Here is a 17,290-nt window from a genome sequence, read left to right on the forward strand (position 1 = left end):
AGCAGAGGAGCGAATTGCTATGGGTATGCCCCTTGAGTTAAATACGATGATTGTAACAAAAGGCAGAGAGAAAAGGGTGGAGGAAAATCTTTTCGTAATGGAAAAAGAAGGCTACAGACTCTATCCGATAGACATTCCCATTGATGTGAGAAAAACGATGGACAGCGATTCAAGCGGGACAGCTATAATCAAAAAAGTGGAGTGGCAGCAAGGCAATACCACTATTACATATCAATTAGTTTCGTTAAACTCAACGAATTAAGCGGGTAAAAGTTGCCTGCTTTTTTTTTTTTGAAAAAAGTGTAAGAAAAGATTGAAAGATACGTCTTATAAGTAGTTAACAACAAATGGTAGACAGAGAAAGGGGGAATTTGGTTGGAACGGGCCCATCAAATAGAGAAGTGGTTTATCGATTACGAAAAGGATGTCACAAATTATCTTGTTTATTATACCGGTACCACCGATGTCGAGGACTTGGTCCAAGAGACCTTCTTGCGGGCGCTAAGAGCTATAAACCGTTTTAAAAATGAATCCAGCCCCAAAACATGGCTGATCTCCATAGCGCGCAATACGGCTATTGATTTTTACCGAAAGAAATCTGGCTGGAACAGATTGAAACAATTGATAAATCTCGAATCACCCAAACTTTGGGAACAAGGGACTGAAGAGAAAGTAGTAAAAAAAATGGAATATACCCATTTATATGAGGCGATTAATGCTCTAAAACCCAACTATCGGGATGTCATCCTCCTTAGGGGAATTAGTGAGTTGTCTTCACAGGAAGCGGGGCAGGTTCTTGGGTGGTCAGAAAATAAAGTGAACGTAACTTTTTACCGAGCTGTCAAAAAACTAAATGAGCGACTTAAGGAGGGGGAGCAGTTTGAGTCAATTATCGGATAAAGAGCTACCTAAAGTGATGGCGGATTTCCCTAAACATGAGTTAACCACTAAGCAGAGAACAGAAATGTTAAAAGTTCTTGGTGAGTCCGGCAGTCGTAAACAGCGCAACCCTATTAATTTTCAAAGATTTGCTGCATGGGCTGCTGTGTTTGTCTTGATTCTAATTGCCCCGATTCTTTATTTTTCAAGCAGTAAGGAAAACGATGCTATTCGAACAGGATCGAAAGGGGAAACGAGTAATCATGTAGAGCAGGGGGATTACTTTGCGCTGATGGATGAGAACGGTGCACATTATGTAGACAGCAATTACGGCATTCCTAATAAAGTCAGTTTGTTGGCACCAACGGAATGGATTGCGAAAGATAAGCGCTCAGTGTCAAAAATCATGATTTATTTATGGGGAGATTACGAGAAGGATTTTGCCAATAAGCCGCTCAAAGTGGATGCTGTCCATGTGAAAACAGGTGTAAAGGAACATCTAGCGACAACCGTGATATCTGGTGGCATGTATGGGTCTGATGGCCATGCCATGACGGGTTTTGAGCCATTTGCTTTTTCTGGAAAATACAACCTTACCTTTACTGCTGGTAATAAAAAGGTAGGTACATTTTCCATCTATGTGAAAGAACCTTATATTAAAATAGGGAATTCTACTTTAATGATCTCCCAAGAAGATTTATACGCAGGTTTTTATGAGGATGCTGTGATTGAAGCTGAAGGTGACAATCTTCCAACTGAGATTGAACTAGAGTTATTTCAATTAGAAAATGCTGAAGTGACTACCTTTACATTTAAAGACAAAACAGACTACACAACAACTGACGGTAGAAAGGTTTCTTTATATACAGGTGATTTTCAAATTAAAAAGAGCGGCAAATACCGATTTAGCGTGTTAAAACATTCGGAGGCTGTAGAAGTTAGAAAGCCCATATCAAATGAATGATATGGGCTTTTCATGTTTAAGCAATCGGTCCGCCTTTTAGTTCGATCTCTTCTGAAACATCCGTGAATTTTTTGAAGTTTTCGCGGAACTTTGTTGCTAGTTCTTTGGCTTTCTTTTCATATGCATCTGGGTCTGCCCATGTTTTACTTGGCTGTAACACTTCATCCGGAACACCCGCAATATGAAGTGGAATATTTAGACCGAAAATTTCATCTTTCGCTGTCTCTACATGGTTTAATTCCCCTTCAAGTGCTGCTTGAACCATTGCTCTTGTATAGGAAAGCTTCATTCGGCTGCCGGCACCATACTCGCCGCCAGTCCACCCCGTGTTGACAAGAAACACATTTGCATTATGTTCAAGTATTTTTTCACCGAGCATATCAGCATAACGAGTAGCAGGGAGCGGTAAAAATGGTGCACCAAAGCAGGTTGAGAACGTTGCCTCAGGAGAAGTTACACCACGTTCCGTGCCGGCAAGCTTAGACGTATACCCACTTAAAAAGTGATACATAGCTTGTTCTTTTGTTAATTTTGAGATAGGAGGTAATACCCCAAACGCGTCTGCAGTTAAGAAGACAATCGTATTCGGGTGTCCTGCAATACTTGGCTTGGCAATATTATCAATGGCATCGATTGGATATGCTGCCCTTGTATTCTCTGTTAACGTTCCATCATCATAATCAGGGATCCGCGATTCTAGGTTAAGCGTTACATTTTCAAGAACGGTTCCAAAACGAATGGCATCAAATATTTGTGGCTCTTTCTCCCTGGAAAGATTGATGCATTTCGCATAGCAACCTCCCTCGATATTAAAGACACCGTTAGAGGACCAGCCGTGCTCATCATCACCAATCAAACGGCGATTTGGATCAGCGGATAAGGTAGTTTTCCCTGTTCCTGATAGACCAAAGAATAGAGCGACATCTCCTTCAATTCCTACATTTGCAGAACAGTGCATGGAGAAAATATTGTTTTCCGGTAATAAATAATTCATTACGGAAAAAATGGACTTTTTCATTTCACCTGCATACTCCGTCCCACCGATGAGAACAATGCGGCGTTCGAATGAAATGATGATAAATGTTTCTGAATTGGTTCCATCTACAGCAGGATTTGCCTTAAAATTAGGTGCAGAAATAACCGTAAATCCTGGGTCATGTGATAGCAGTTCATCCTCTGATGGACGTATAAAAAGTTGATGAACAAAGAGATTGTGCCAGGCAAATTCATTCACTACTTGAATAGGTAAGCGGGATTTTTTATCTGCTCCAGCAAATCCTTTAAAAACAAAAATATCTTCTTGTTGTTTTAAATAATTTAGGACTTTTTGGTAAAGTTTCGTAAATACTTCTTCAGATATAGGTTGATTCAACGAACCCCAAGCAATCTTATCCTTTGTGGACTCTTCCATCACAATGAATTTATCTTGAGGTGAGCGGCCTGTATATTTACCAGTTGAAACGCTTACAGCGCCAGTCGAAGTTAAAGAACCTTCATTACGACATAAGATTTTTTCTACTAACTGGGGAACTGATAATTGCACGTGGACATTACTTTCTGATAACATTTGTTTTAAGTCATTGGGAATATGAACAGAATTCATCTACTGCAACCTTCCTTTTTCCATGTTTTTAATGGTAATAATTTATTAAAAAGTATAACACATTTATTCAAATAATCTATACTAATTAATGAAAAATAGGTTGTTTGGATTAAATTTAAATTTCTTGAAAAATGCATTGACATTGTTCGACAGTGTAGGTTATTATTTACCCTTGAACGGATACTCTCTTATCCCGAGCTGGTGGAGGGACAGGCCCAATGAAACCCAGCAACCTGCAAACGAAAGCAAGATAGTAGTAGGTTTTCTTCTATTATTATTTTTTCGGGCAAAGGTGCTAAACCTGAAGCAAGGCCTAGCCTTGAACGATAAGAGTGAAAGGCGCGCAAAACTTTTGCTATCAACCTTTCCTCAGAGATGGAAAGGTTTTTTGTTTGCAACGGAATTCGTGCTACATTATCGCTTCTTTTTATTCCATTGTTAGAATTTTCTATGGGGTTAGTGCAGAATTTTGTTTAATTAATAAAAACCCTGTATTTATTTCATACTACTAAGGGAATGAGTTCCGTATCAACCTGAGGTTAAACGGCAAGGTCATTACATACCCACACAGATAACCTCACTTATCTCACTATATAGGAGGAATTCAGATGTCAACAAAACGTCGTTTGTTCACTTCTGAATCAGTAACTGAAGGTCATCCCGATAAGATCTGTGACCAAATTTCTGATTCCATTTTAGATGCTATCTTAGCAAAAGATGCTAATGCACGTGTTGCTGCTGAAACTTCAGTTACAACTGGTTTAGTTTTGGTTGCTGGCGAGATTACTACTTCAACTTACGTGGACATTCCAAAAATTGTTCGTGAAACAATTAAAAGCATTGGTTACAATCGTGCAAAATACGGATTTGACTCCGAAACATGTGCAGTTTTAACTTCTATCGATGAACAGTCTCCTGACATCGCGATGGGGGTTGACCAAGCGCTTGAAGCTCGTGAAGGCCAAATGTCAGATGAGCAAATTGAAGCAATTGGTGCAGGAGACCAAGGTTTAATGTTTGGTTTCGCATGTAATGAAACAAAGGAGCTTATGCCACTTCCAATTTCACTTGCGCACAAGCTTGCACGCCGTTTAACAGAAGTTCGTAAAGAAGAGCTCCTTCCTTACCTACGTCCGGATGGAAAGACACAAGTAACAGTTGAATATGATGAGAACGATAAACCAGTTCGTATTGATACAATCGTTATTTCTACTCAACACCACCCTGAAGTTACATTAGAACAGATTCAACGTAATCTGAAAGAGTATGTGATCAATCCGGTTGTTCCACAAGAATTAATCGATGAAAATACAAAATACTTCATTAACCCAACAGGCCGTTTCGTAATCGGCGGACCACAAGGGGATGCAGGTTTAACTGGCCGTAAAATCATTGTTGATACTTACGGTGGCTATGCACGTCACGGCGGTGGCGCATTCTCTGGTAAGGATCCTACAAAGGTTGACCGTTCTGCAGCTTATGCAGCACGTTATGTAGCAAAGAATATCGTTGCTGCAGGACTTGCTGAGAAGTGTGAAGTACAACTTGCTTACGCAATCGGTGTAGCAAGACCGGTTTCCATTTCTGTTGATACGTTTGGCACTGGCAAAGTAAGTGAAGATGTACTAGTTGATTTAGTAGAACAAAACTTTGATCTACGCCCAGCTGGTATCATTAACATGTTGAACCTTCGCCGTCCTATCTACAAGCAGACAGCAGCTTACGGACATTTTGGCCGTACAGATGTGGATCTTCCTTGGGAGCGTACAGACAAAGCAGACGCATTAAAAGAACAAGCAGCAAATCGCTAAAAATCATTCGCCCTCAAGCGAATACCCTAATAGAAGGGAGTTGCATTTTAAATGTAACTCTCTTTTTCTTTTTTCGTCTAAATGGTTGGTACGTAATTGATTATTGGAATAAAATGTTTAAGTAGGTCTAAAGAAGTGAAAAATGATAGTACGAAAATTACCTATAAGTTCACAGTGTTATTTTAATAAAAAAGTGGTAGTATTAGAGGGATGTTTTTTAGAGAATGTTTAATTTAGATTGGAGTAGGTGAGGTACATAATGTGTGGTTTTATCGGTTGTGTACACAACAAAACACAAAACTATAGTGATGAACAAAAACAACAATTTAAAAATATGAACGATATCATTACCCATCGTGGACCAGATGATGATGGTTTTTATTATGATGAACATATTCAATTTGGATTTCGCCGGTTAAGTATTATTGATATTGAGAGTGGACATCAGCCATTAACATATGAAAACGAACGTTACTGGATTATTTTTAATGGTGAAGTCTATAACTATGTCGAGCTTCGTGAGGAATTGGTAAAAGAAGGCCTTTCGTTTGCAACGAGCTCTGATACTGAGGTTATTATTGCCTTATACAGTCATTTAAAAGAGAAAGCAGTGGAAAAGCTGCGTGGAATGTTTGCTTTTGTCATTTGGGATAAACAAGAGCAAAGATTATTTGGTGCCCGTGATCCGTTCGGTATCAAACCATTCTTTTATTTAGAAGACGGTGAGAAAACCTTCTTTGCTTCAGAAAAGAAAAGTATCTTGCTTGCACTTGAAAATGATGTTTTAGACTATGATTCTCTGCAGCATTATTTAACGTATCAATTTGTTCCTGAACCCAATACCTTATCAGAAGGGATTAAAAAGCTTGAGCCTGGTCATTATTTCACAAAAAAAATTGGCTCACCAATGGAAATCAAGCGCTATTGGAAGGCACATTTTAGTCCTGTTCAAAAATCTGAAAGTGATTTTACAAAAGAAATTCGTGATATTTTATTCGATTCAGTCGAAAAGCATATGCGCAGTGATGTACCGGTAGGTTCCTTCCTATCTGGTGGAATCGATTCGTCTATAATTGCTTCTATTGCGAAAGAGTTTCATCCTGCCATCAAAACCTTCTCTGTTGGTTTTGAACACAATGGCTTCAGTGAAATTGATGTAGCAAAAGAAACAGCGGAGAAACTGGGTGTGGAAAATATCAGCTATGTGATTACACCTGAGGAATATATGAACGAAATTCCAAAGATTATGTGGCATATGGATGACCCCCTAGCCGATCCTGCCTGCGTACCACTTTATTTTGTCGCACGCGAAGCTAGAAAACACGTAACCGTTGTTCTCTCAGGTGAGGGCGCTGATGAATTATTTGGCGGCTATAACATCTACCGTGAGCCACAAGATTTAGAGATTTTTAACAAAATTCCTCGAGTAGGGAAAGTCCTTCTCAAAGGAATTGCCAATATGATGCCAGAAGGAACTAAAGGAAAGAGCTTCATTGAGCGTGGGGTAACTCCTATGGAAGAGCGTTACATCGGAAATGCCAAGATGTTCACAGAAGAAGAAAAACGTGATTTATTGAATGTTTACCATGAAGGACTCAAGTATACAGACATTACTAATCCTCTTTATGCGGAATCAAGAGGCTATGATCCAGTGGATCGAATGCAGTATATTGATATCCATACATGGATGCGCGGCGATATTCTTCTAAAAGCGGATAAAATGACTATGGCTCATTCGTTAGAGCTTCGTGTCCCTTTCTTAGACAAGGACGTTTTTGAAGTGGCTTCTAAAATTCCGACAAGCTTGAAAACCGCTAATGGCACAACGAAGTATATCTTGCGCAAGGCAGCTGAAGGTGTTGTTCCGGAGCATGTTCTTAACCGTAAGAAGCTTGGATTCCCTGTTCCAATTCGTCATTGGCTAAAAAATGAGATGAACGATTGGGCGAAAAAAATAATCCGTGAAAGTAATACGGATCATTTAATCAATAAAACGTATGTATTGCAATTGCTTGAAGACCACTGTCAAGGTAAGGCAGACAACAGCCGTAAGATTTGGACGGTTCTTATGTTTATGGTGTGGCATCAAGTGTATGTTGAAGATGTTTATTCTTTTCAACGTGATTTTGCACAGAAAAAAGTATTAGAATCACTAAAATATTAATATTTAGAGGCTGACTCTTGAGCATTGAGTCAGCCTCTTTTTATTTTTAAGATTTATGATTGAAGTGACTTATAATATTGGGCCTTTTCTGCATATTCTGTATAGATTCTTGTCATATCTTTTATATCTTCTTCGGTTAATTCTCTAATAACTTTTGCTGGTCTGCCAAATGCTAAGGTATTAGGTGGAATTTTTTTACCTTGAGGAACAAGGCTGCCTGCACCTATAAAGGCCCCTTCACCAATTTCAGCTTGATCGAGGATAATGGAGCCCATACCAATTAATGCTCGTTTTCTAATGATACAGCTGTGAAGGATGACCTGATGACCGATGGTTACCTCATCTTCTAAAATTAGCGGGTTATTAGGGCTTTGGTGTAAGATAGAGTTATCTTGGATATTTACCTTATTACCAATTCGGGTGGGGGCAACATCCCCTCTAATCACTGAGTTAAACCAAACACTGGACTGCTCACCAATTTCAACATCACCAGTTATCGTTACATAATCGGCAATAAACGCTGACTCAGCGATTAATGGATACTTATCTTTATATGGGTAAATCATTCTGTTCGCTCCTTTTACAATGATATCTCTATTGTAGCGAATGCTCGAACAGAAATTCAAAAAATTCATCTTTTTTCAATGAATATAGTAAAATAAACTTTTCAACAAATAGCAATTACATTTTTCTAGGGGGAAAAAATATGTGGAAGTGGGAAGCGGAAGGGGAGGCAAAAGCAGTCATTGTGATGGTTCATGGTGCAATGGAACATCACGGGCGTTATGGCTGGCTGATTGAAATGTGGCGTTCATCGGGCTTTCATGTAATTATGGCCGATCTTCCAGGTCAGGGTATGACAACGAGGGCGAACCGTGGCCATATCGATTCCTTCGACGAATACATTTATGAGGTAAAGGATTGGATTCAGGCGGCTTACCGATATGATTTACCTGTATTTTTATTAGGACATAGCATGGGGGGATTAATTTCGCTCCGTTTATTACAGGAAGAAAAGTTAAACATTGCTGGTGTCATTTTGTCATCACCATGTTTGGGCTTGGTTAAATCCCCATCTAAAGTTTTAGACATTCTATCTTATGGTTTGAATGTGGTATTTCCATCTTTACGGATGAATTCAGGCTTAACGGTTCAAATGGCGACTAGAAATGAAGATGTGCGAGAAGCGGATTCCAATGATACCCTATACGTTACAAAAGTCTCTGTCAGATGGTACAGAGAGTTAGCTGCTGCCATGAAGCAGGCCTTTGTAAATATGGATCAAACTCAGGATATTCCCATGCTGGTGATGCAGGGTGGGGATGACTTGATTGTCAATAAAGCAACCGTTAAGGAATGGTTTAATCACGCCCCATTATCAGAAAAAAGATTTAAAGAATGGCCAAAATGCTATCATGAAATCTTTAATGAGCCCGAGCGTGAAGAAGTATTTGAATATGCTAAGGATTTTGTAAATAGTCAATTAAAAGCTATTGGTTATATTGTATAGAAAGGTAGTTGATTTTCCATGATGCCAATCACCCTCATGTCCAGGGTTTATCGCAAAGTACTTCCAGCAGTCCATCAAGAATTGGCCTATTGGAAAAGCCGAGCTGAGAAAATCCCGAATCCTGAACTAAGGGCACAGGCCCTGGCGAGTATAGAGCATAAAACCTTCCACTGTGAAGGAGGAGCCATCCTTGCGCTAACTGCCAAAGGAGAATATAGAAAAGCAATAAAATTCATTGTGGCCTACCAAACGATTAGTGATTATTTAGATAATCTTTGTGACCGAAGTACATCTCTTGATCCTATCGATTTTGCTACCCTTCATGAGTCCATGTCAGATGCGCTGGTTTTACACGCTGAAGAGAAAAACTATTACCGGTTCCGTGAGGACCAAAACGACGATAATTATTTGCATGATTTATCGGAAACCTGCCGATCAGTATTACGGGAATTAAAACATTACGACAAGATCAAGGATTATTTACTTGAACTATGCCAGTATTATTGCGACCTGCAAATAAATAAACATGTGGTTCACGATGAACGTGTCCCTCGTCTGGAAAAATGGTTTCATCACTACCAACAACAGCTGCCTGAAATGGAATGGTATGAATTCTCGGCATGTTCAGGCTCTACATTGGGGATCTTTTGTTTAGTCTCCTATGCCGTGCGCGACGATTTTAAGACCAGTGATGCTGAGAACATTCGCAAGGGGTATTTCCCTTATATTCAAGGTTTACATATCTTGTTGGATTATTTTATTGACCAAGAAGAGGATATTGCCGGGGGGGACTTGAATTTTTGTGCTTACTATGAAAACCAGGAAACTCTCTTTAATCGTTTAAACCATTTTGTTGTGGAAGCAGATAGGCACACAGAGTTTCTCCCTCATAAAAAGTTTCACCAGCTAATCAATCGCGGCTTACTAGGGATTTATTTATCAGATGCCAAGGTTCGAAAACAAAAGAATGTCCGTAAGCTGGCGAAAGGAATCATAAAATCTGGGGGATGGATAAGTTATTTCTTTTATTTTAATGGACTTGCCTATAGGTCGATTCAAAAATCTGTACCTTCTTTTGTGATGAGATTGATGACAAAATAAAGAGGCGACTTTTGCAGTCAGCCTCTCTAGCGTTTTTCAATAGCCACAATAAATGGCGGGTTATTTTGCTGATTGATAAATTGGTATTGGAGGACATGCGCCATTTTTTGATCTAATTGCTGGCAGTAATGGAGCAAGGAATCCCGTTCTATTGCTCCTTCCACATGGCCATGGTAAATAACAAGTACAATGATGCCTTCTGAAGTCATCATTTCTAATAATTGCTCAATCGCTGAAATGGTTGTTATAGGACGGGTTACAATGGATTTATCGCTTCCTGGTAAATAACCTAGGTTAAAAATAGCTCCAGTAACCTTACCATGATGGTTGGTTGGGATGAGTCGGGAAAGATTCTCATGACCTTCGTGAAAAAGCTCTACTCGTTCGGAAAGACCATGCTGTTGTATACGATCTTTACTCGCAGCAATCGCCTCTTCCTGTACATCAAACCCGTACACTTTTCCACTATCTCCAACTAGACCTGCTAAAAAAACGGTATCATGGCCATTACCTAATGTGGCGTCTATCACGATATCTCCAGGTTTTACAGCTTTTTCAAGTAAGTTTCTGGCAAAAGGTAAAATACGATCCATCTTCATATTTTATTCCTCCGCCTGCCGGTGATAATACTTTCCTTGCCAGCTGTCTCTCTTTTTTAACTCCGCATCAATGCTATTTAACACTTCCCACTTATTCACGCTCCACATTGGACCCACCATTAAATCAATCGGACCGTCACCTGTGATACGGTGGACAATCATTTCCGGCGGTAAAATCTCCAATTGGTCACATACTAATTTTATATAATCTTCCTTGGAAAGAAACTCGAGCATTCCTTTTTCGTACTGCTTAACCATTGGTGTGCCTTTTAAAAGGTGAAGCAAATGGATCTTAATCCCTTGTACATCAAGTTTTGCAACTTCACGTGCCGTTTCCATCATCATGTCATACGATTCAAGCGGCAGTCCATTAATAATATGAGAGCAAATACGAATCCCGTGCTTCCTTAATTTATTAACGCCATCGATATAACATTGGAAATCATGGGCTCGATTAATAAGAGCGGCTGTTCGTTCATGGACTGTTTGTAAACCAAGCTCCACCCACAAATAGGTTCTTTGATTTAATTCCGCTAAATATTCCACGACATCATCCGGTAGACAATCTGGACGAGTGGCGATTGACAAGCCAACGACACCCTCCTGCTGTAGAACTCGTTCAAATTTTTCACGGAGAACGGCAACGGGTGCGTGGGTGTTAGTGTAAGCCTGAAAATAGGCCATATACTTGCCGTCTTTCCATTTAGTGTGCATTTTCTCTTTGATATCAATGAACTGTTTCTCAAGGTCATCCGCACGGTTTCCAGCGAAATCACCAGATCCAGAAGCACTACAAAAAGTACAACCGCCATGAGCAACGGTACCATCACGGTTTGGGCAGTCAAAGCCGCCGTCTAGTGCCACTTTAAATACCTTGTGCCCGAATTGGTTTCGCAGGTGGTAATTCCATGTATGGTATCGCTTATCATCAACAGCATAGGGAAAAGGTTTAGTCTGAATCATTTCAGTAAACCTCCTTGTTAAAGAATTTCCACTCAATAAATTGAATAAGATAGAAAAATTTTATCATGAACTCAAGAGCATATCCAATTGAAATTCTTTCATGCAAAATTGCCAGCATTTATCAAACTGGTTGTGTTATAGGAAAAAGAAACAAGAACAAAATAAGAAATGAAGCAGTGTGCTTGCTTCAAAATAAAGGGGGTTCTTTTACATGGCTACTCGTGAATCAATGGATAATCTAATGCAGCAGTGTGAGGATGCGCTTCGATATGCTGAGGATCAATATAAGCAAAGCAGCCTTCAAGAGCATTATAATGACGATGATTACACAAAAGCATTACAACAGCTAGAAGAAACCTATCAGGACATTGCAAAAATGGCACATAGTGCGAATTCACAACAGCGTGAACAACTCCATCGAATGAGATTGCAGCTACAGCAGATTCAAAACTCAATGATCCTTGAAAGTCATTAAGAGGAGGAGAAATCTTGAAAAAACGTTCAAAACAACAAAACCCTGAGCAAAAAACTCGAAATGGAGTAAATAATCAAGACGTAGAGCTTGGTCAGGATTTCGATGTGGTTAAACAATCCAAAAAGAAGTACGAAAAAACTGGCGGCCAGCCAGTGAAATCTAAATTCCACCAAGAAAAAAATCAATCCTCCTAAAAAAATAAGAAGAGGCCGACAAAAAAGTCTGCCTCTTCTTTTCGTTAAAAAAGCCCCTTAAACCCCTTCTATCTAAATTTTTCAACGAAAACACCTTGAAAATAGAAGAAAAATCCCGTTCACACATTAGAAACAACTGGGTTTTGATGTGTGATGTAGGTCACAGATTGGGTGTGTTTAACATGGTTTAAATAAGATATGGATTATAAGTTTCCATTCCAAAACCTCCACTTTCTGTTAGGAGACCAAAGAGTTTGAGGACGGTCACCTAACAATTTTTCAAACATACCATGTGAACATGTTCACAAATTATCCATATTTTTTACCAACCGATCCTGAAAGGAGAAACAATGAAAAAGTATCTATTTTTCCTAATTATGTTCTTCGTCTTAATGTTTCCAATGAATGGCTATGCAGAAAATCAAGGTGTTTTAAGCATGGAAGAACTGTCGATACATATCATGCCAGAGTATGCGTATCACCCAAATGATCAAAAAAAGGACCATGCTCCACTTTTAATCGGCTATCAAGGGACTATGGTAAACAACTCAAAAGTGCCCCAAAAAGGTCAAATCGAAATTCCGCTGCCAACTAAGGAGAAGAATTTTCTAATTGGCTACGTGGCAGATTACTCAAGTAATTTAAGCAAGGCGTATGAGATTGAATATGTACTAGATCGTGAAAAAGGAACCATTTCCTGGACTACAAGTGAAGAAATAGGTCCAAATGAACGATATAAATTCGTCATTGAATTTTTTACGGATAGCTTAATGGTTAAAAAAGAAAAGAAGTCATTAGCGTATGACTTTAAAAGTTTTGCTGATATTGGACTTCTTAACATTTCCTTTACCCAGCCCGAAAAAGCAAAGAATATGAAGCTTACGCCAGCTCCAGAAGAGGATCAGAATCATGCTGCAGGAGATAAGGTATACTCTTATCTTTTCCAAGATGTGAGAGCAGGGGACGAGAAAGAATTCAAAATGAAGTATGACCGCATAGAAACGAAACCTACAACAGAACTGAATAATGCAGTAAACATAGCTGAAAAGAAAGAGACGAATAATGCCACACACCTTGCCATTGGCGCATTTGGTGGAATAAGTGTCCTTTCAGCAGGGATCCTGACCATTCTTTTAAAGAAAAGAAATAGAAAACAATCTACCGGGAATTAAGGTACTTAAGTACTTTAATAAATAAAAAAGAGAAAAAAGCATTCTATGGGAGGTGAAGAGATGTTCAAGAAGCTATTAAAAATCAACAAAAAATTTTTATTTGTAGCCGTACTTCTAATCGGTGTCCTTCTATCACTCACAACAGTAAAGACCATGGCGTATCTGGATTCACCTGGTTTCTGCCAAAACTGTCATACGATGAAGAATGTTTACACATCGTTCATGGATTCCACTCATGCAGAACTGCAGTGTAATGATTGCCATTTACCACACAAGAGTGAGGTAGGAAAGTTATTTTTTAAAGGTCGTGCTGGGATGACTCATGTGTATTACAACTCATTAGGAACTGATGATATCCCAAATGTAATTGAAGCCACAGACCGAACAATGAAGGTAATCAATGAAAACTGTGTTTCCTGCCACAAGAGTACGATTACCAATGTGTCTCATGATGCGAAGGACAGTTGTGTCTCCTGTCACAAAACAGTACCACACGGGAAAGGCTTTAAAGATGATCACTATAATAAGCCACCTAAATCAGGAGAATTATTAGAAAATAAGGGAGGATTTTAAGAATGGGAAAGTTCCGATATGGGGCATATGTTTTCCTGCTAGCATTTGTACTATTGATCACTGGCTGTGGCAATGAGTCTGGTGATAAAACAGCATCCGCTACAGGTAAAAAGACAACAGGCCTCTCAGCCGATGAAATTAGTAATGAAGCATTCAAAGACTTATTTCCGCTTCAGTACAACAGTTATAAGAAAAATGAAAAGATGGAAGATACAACATACGGCGGTTCTGTTAAACGCAGTAAATATGATGAAGATAAAGAGCCGTTGCTGCCGATTCTGTTCAATGGTTATGGATTTGCAACCGAGTATAATGAAGAGCGTGGGCACACGTATGCATTAGAAGATATTCGCAGTATTAAACGAATTACTGACAAATCTGTTGGTTCTTGTTATACATGTAAATCAACGGCCGTTCCAAAAATGATTGAGGAAATGGGCGACAGCTACTGGGGGGCCAACTTTAACAAGGATATTTGGCCAAAGGGTGAAGCGATGGGCCACTCTCCAATTGGCTGCTCTGATTGCCATGACCCAAAAACGATGGATTTGCGAGTGACACGTCCTAGCTTTTATAAAGCTTTAGAAGCTAAGGGAGTAGATGTATCCAAACCAACGAAAAATGATATGCGCAGTTATGTTTGTGGACAATGTCATGTGGAGTACTACTTTGCATCAAAGAATAGTGAAGTAACCTTCCCTTGGACAAAAGGCTTTAAACCGGAAGAAATGTATGAATACTATAATACGATTGCAAAAGAAAACGGTTTTGAGAAGGATTGGGTAAGTAATATTTCTGGTACTCCTATGTTAAAAGCACAACATCCTGAATATGAAACGCACTCATCCGGTACACATGGTAAAGCTAATGTTTCCTGTGCAGATTGCCACATGCCGTATGAACGCGTCGATGGAAAAAGAAAGATTACATCACACTGGTGGACTTCTCCACTTAAAACGATGCAAACCTCTTGCGGCCAGTGCCACGGCGACCGTGATTTAGACAAATTAAAGGATCGTGTCCTTGAAATTCAAGAGGCAAACGTCAGTGCATTACACGAAGCACAGGACGTTTCAACGACCTCTCATTATTATGTAAACAAAATGATTACTTCTGGTGTAAGCCAAGAGAAAATTAAACAAGCACAGGAATTTGTACGGAAGGGACAGTGGTACTGGGATATTATTGCAGCTGAAAACTCTGCAGGCTTCCATAATCCACAAGGGTCCATGGATTCATTACGAATCTCTATTGAGCAGTCTAATAAAGCCATCCGCTTAGCTACTGAAGAACTTGTGAAAAAAGGCGTTAACATGGATGAACTGGATAAGGAAATTGAAAAAGTGAAAAATGCAGTCCTGGATGAAAAGGTAAATGAGAAGAAAAAAGATAAGGCAGTAAATAGTTATTTCCCTGCCCAAGCACCTGTTGTACCGCCTGTAAAAAAATAGACTCCTTCCATTAATCATCTTATTCGTCCCGCCAAGAAGGAATAAGAATGGAAAGAGCCTTAGGTAACGTTGTAGAAAACACTGTTTCTTCGTGAGAAACAGTGTTTTCTTGCGTTTATTTTGACAAAATAATTGAGGCGTGTCAATTTTAGAATTCTAATATATAGGTCGGCGGAATAAACTGCAAAGTTGGCGGAATTCCATTCGAAGTTGGCGGAATAAACTGCAAAGTTGGCGGAATAAATCGCAAAGGTTGCGGAATAAACCTATAACTTGGCGGAAATCCTCTAAGTTCAGTGGCTTTAATAGAAATCCAGCGAACATTTACCCGAAGCTGGCAATGAAAAATAATTGCACTTCCTCCGAAAAAGGAATAATATATTTATTTGGGAATTGAAATTATAGCTAATTGTAAAGGAGCGTTTTCATGCCACGTGCCTTATGGCTCTTAATCATCGGGATGGCAGTGAATGTAACAGGCTCTTCTTTTTTATGGCCTTTAAATACAATCTATATTCACGATCATTTAGGTAAATCATTATCCGTTGCTGGTGTTGTCTTGATGCTGAACTCGGCAGCCAGTGTCATCGGAAACCTTTATGGCGGCAGTCTATTTGACAAAATAGGCGGCTATAAATCTATCATTTTGGGAATTGGTATTACGCTCGCTGCGCTGATAGGCCTGACGTTTTGGCATGGCTGGCCAGCATACATTGTGTTTTTAACCATCATTGGCTTTGGTTCTGGAGTTGTCTTTCCAGCGATGTATGCGATGGCGGGAACAGTATGGGTAGAAGGTGGCCGCAAAGCCTTTAACGCCATATATGTGGCGCAAAACCTGGGTGTAGCAGTTGGAGCAGCCCTTGGAGGGATTGTGGCAGATTATTCTTTCCAGCTCATCTTCCTTGCTAATACTATCATGTATATCATTTTTCTTCTCATTGCTGTGTTTGGATATAAAGGAATCTCAACAGCATCTGCTAAGCCAATAACAAGTGACACAGATAGACCAGTTGTAAAAAACACAAATAATTTGCAAGCATTGTTAATCCTATGCATAGGGTACTTACTTTGCTGGGTTGCATACGTTCAGTGGTCAACAACGATTTCTTCTTATACACAGGAAATCAACATTTCGTTAAGCCAATATAGCTTGTTATGGACAATAAATGGTGCCATTATTGTTTTAGGGCAGCCGCTCTTAAATGGAGTATTGAAGCGACTATCATCCTCACTGAAGCTTCAAATGCTTATCGGGATTGGTATTTTTATCGTTTCGTTTATTGTTGCTGGAAAGGCAAATGCCTTTTCTGGACTTTTAGTTGCGATGATTATCTTAACAATCGGAGAAATGTTTATTTGGCCTGCTGTACCGACAGTTGCCTTTAACCTTGCACCTAAAGGACGCGAAGGCTTCTACCAAGGAATCGTCAACAGCACTGCCACCGGTGGAAGGATGATCGGTCCTCTGCTTGGAGGAATAATCGTAGATGTGTACAATATCTCAGCCCTATTTATCGTCCTTATAGGACTATTCATCATCGCAATCGTAACCACTTTAATCTATGACCGCACTTTAAAAACAAAAATGGTGTCAGGCACCATTCGTGGACAAATGTAGGGGTTTGTCCATTCCAAGTGGACAGTGAGACAAAGGACCAATTTTCCTTTGTCTTTTGTGTTTTTATAGAGGTTTAAAGCTTTGGAGTTTGGTCAATTCTGAAATTAGGCTATGTTTACTTGCATACTTATGATAAATTTAATACAATAACCGTAATACTTTATATTGAAAAGACAGTGACTAGGAGTAGTAGTGGTCCATACCCGTACG

At 39.4% G+C, this 17,290-nt stretch carries 17 protein-coding genes, 1 riboswitch and 1 other annotated feature (1 of these 19 cut by a window edge); of the genes, 13 read left to right on the top strand and 4 right to left on the bottom strand.

All coding sequences use genetic code 11. From position 1 onward, the window contains the following. The first annotated feature begins 19 nt into the window (after window positions 1–19). The 3 genes from QFZ87_RS08335 (at window position 20) to QFZ87_RS08345 (ending at window position 1,843) form a co-directional block, all read left to right on the top strand. The gene (locus tag QFZ87_RS08335; protein ID WP_308082820.1) at window positions 20–262 is read left to right on the top strand and encodes a DUF2584 domain-containing protein; all 243 of its coding nucleotides are present in this window, start codon (window positions 20–22) and stop codon (window positions 260–262) included. A 113-nt stretch (window positions 263–375) separates the two neighbouring features. Continuing rightward, window positions 376–900 (top strand): RNA polymerase sigma factor, encoded by a 525-nt coding sequence (locus tag QFZ87_RS08340; RefSeq protein ID WP_309860003.1) that lies wholly within the window; start codon window positions 376–378, stop codon window positions 898–900. Further along, window positions 881–1,843 carry a hypothetical protein gene (locus QFZ87_RS08345; RefSeq protein WP_309860006.1) on the top strand — a complete coding sequence of 321 codons (963 nt, stop codon included), beginning with the start codon at window positions 881–883 and terminating at the stop codon, window positions 1,841–1,843. The genes QFZ87_RS08340 and QFZ87_RS08345 overlap by 20 nt, the downstream gene beginning before the upstream one ends. 16 nt (window positions 1,844–1,859) lie before the next feature. Here the strand turns inward: QFZ87_RS08345 and pckA are convergent, their stop codons facing one another. Further along, window positions 1,860–3,446, bottom strand: a complete 1,587-nt coding sequence (gene pckA, locus QFZ87_RS08350; RefSeq protein WP_309860007.1) for a phosphoenolpyruvate carboxykinase (ATP) — start codon at window positions 3,444–3,446, stop codon at window positions 1,860–1,862. Between the two features lie 185 nt (window positions 3,447–3,631). After that, window positions 3,632–3,779: riboswitch (SAM riboswitch) on the top strand. A 275-nt stretch (window positions 3,780–4,054) separates the two neighbouring features. On the opposite strand from pckA, the gene metK reads away from it, so the two are divergent. After that, the gene (metK, locus tag QFZ87_RS08355) at window positions 4,055–5,257 is read left to right on the top strand and encodes a methionine adenosyltransferase (RefSeq protein ID WP_309860008.1); all 1,203 of its coding nucleotides are present in this window, start codon (window positions 4,055–4,057) and stop codon (window positions 5,255–5,257) included. A gap of 259 nt (window positions 5,258–5,516) precedes the next feature. Then, window positions 5,517–7,421 (top strand): asparagine synthase (glutamine-hydrolyzing), encoded by a 1,905-nt coding sequence (gene asnB / locus QFZ87_RS08360; RefSeq protein WP_309860010.1) that lies wholly within the window; start codon window positions 5,517–5,519, stop codon window positions 7,419–7,421. A 53-nt stretch (window positions 7,422–7,474) separates the two neighbouring features. Here asnB and QFZ87_RS08365 read toward each other — a convergent pair whose 3' ends face one another. Continuing rightward, the gene (locus QFZ87_RS08365) at window positions 7,475–7,987 is read right to left on the bottom strand and encodes a gamma carbonic anhydrase (protein ID WP_308082826.1); all 513 of its coding nucleotides are present in this window, start codon (window positions 7,985–7,987) and stop codon (window positions 7,475–7,477) included. Window positions 7,988–8,127: 140 nt separating this feature from the next. On the opposite strand from QFZ87_RS08365, the gene QFZ87_RS08370 reads away from it, so the two are divergent. After that, the gene (locus tag QFZ87_RS08370; RefSeq protein ID WP_309860013.1) at window positions 8,128–8,931 is read left to right on the top strand and encodes an alpha/beta hydrolase; all 804 of its coding nucleotides are present in this window, start codon (window positions 8,128–8,130) and stop codon (window positions 8,929–8,931) included. 36 nt (window positions 8,932–8,967) lie between these two features. Further along, window positions 8,968–10,032, top strand: coding sequence for a tetraprenyl-beta-curcumene synthase family protein (locus tag QFZ87_RS08375; RefSeq protein WP_396133906.1), 1,065 nt, complete (start codon window positions 8,968–8,970; stop codon window positions 10,030–10,032). Between the two features lie 26 nt (window positions 10,033–10,058). Here QFZ87_RS08375 and mnmM read toward each other — a convergent pair whose 3' ends face one another. Together mnmM and mnmL are read right to left on the bottom strand one after the other, a co-directional pair. After that, window positions 10,059–10,631 (bottom strand): tRNA 5-(aminomethyl)-2-thiouridylate-methyltransferase MnmM, encoded by a 573-nt coding sequence (gene mnmM, locus QFZ87_RS08380; RefSeq protein WP_309860018.1) that lies wholly within the window; start codon window positions 10,629–10,631, stop codon window positions 10,059–10,061. Window positions 10,632–10,634: 3 nt separating this feature from the next. Beyond that, a complete protein-coding gene (mnmL, locus tag QFZ87_RS08385; RefSeq protein ID WP_309860020.1) occupies window positions 10,635–11,594 on the bottom strand; it encodes a tRNA modification radical SAM protein MnmL/YtqA in 960 nt (319 codons plus the stop codon). Window positions 11,595–11,805: 211 nt separating this feature from the next. Here mnmL and QFZ87_RS08390 point away from each other — a divergent pair, with 211 nt between their 5' ends. From QFZ87_RS08390 to QFZ87_RS08415, 6 genes are all read left to right on the top strand, one after another. Then, complete coding sequence (locus QFZ87_RS08390; protein ID WP_308082832.1) at window positions 11,806–12,069, top strand: YtzC family protein; 264 nt, start codon at window positions 11,806–11,808, stop codon at window positions 12,067–12,069. 14 nt (window positions 12,070–12,083) lie between these two features. Next, on the top strand, window positions 12,084–12,263 hold the full coding sequence (locus tag QFZ87_RS08395) for a glycogen biosynthesis protein GlgD (protein WP_308082833.1): 180 nt from the start codon (window positions 12,084–12,086) through the stop codon (window positions 12,261–12,263). Between the two features lie 350 nt (window positions 12,264–12,613). Beyond that, window positions 12,614–13,435 (top strand): hypothetical protein, encoded by an 822-nt coding sequence (locus tag QFZ87_RS08400; protein WP_309860022.1) that lies wholly within the window; start codon window positions 12,614–12,616, stop codon window positions 13,433–13,435. Window positions 13,436–13,495: 60 nt separating this feature from the next. Beyond that, window positions 13,496–14,008, top strand: coding sequence for a NapC/NirT family cytochrome c (locus QFZ87_RS08405; RefSeq protein ID WP_309860023.1), 513 nt, complete (start codon window positions 13,496–13,498; stop codon window positions 14,006–14,008). Window positions 14,009–14,010: 2 nt separating this feature from the next. Beyond that, window positions 14,011–15,459, top strand: coding sequence for an ammonia-forming cytochrome c nitrite reductase subunit c552 (locus QFZ87_RS08410; protein WP_309860025.1), 1,449 nt, complete (start codon window positions 14,011–14,013; stop codon window positions 15,457–15,459). Window positions 15,460–15,886: 427 nt separating this feature from the next. Then, window positions 15,887–17,080 carry an MDR family MFS transporter gene (locus QFZ87_RS08415; protein ID WP_309860026.1) on the top strand — a complete coding sequence of 398 codons (1,194 nt, stop codon included), beginning with the start codon at window positions 15,887–15,889 and terminating at the stop codon, window positions 17,078–17,080. A gap of 167 nt (window positions 17,081–17,247) precedes the next feature. Beyond that, window positions 17,248–17,290, top strand: a binding site (T-box leader) (it continues 178 nt past the right edge of the window).

It is taken from the genome of Bacillus sp. SLBN-46 (assembly GCF_031453555.1).
GTDB lineage: Bacteria > Bacillota > Bacilli > Bacillales > Cytobacillaceae > Neobacillus.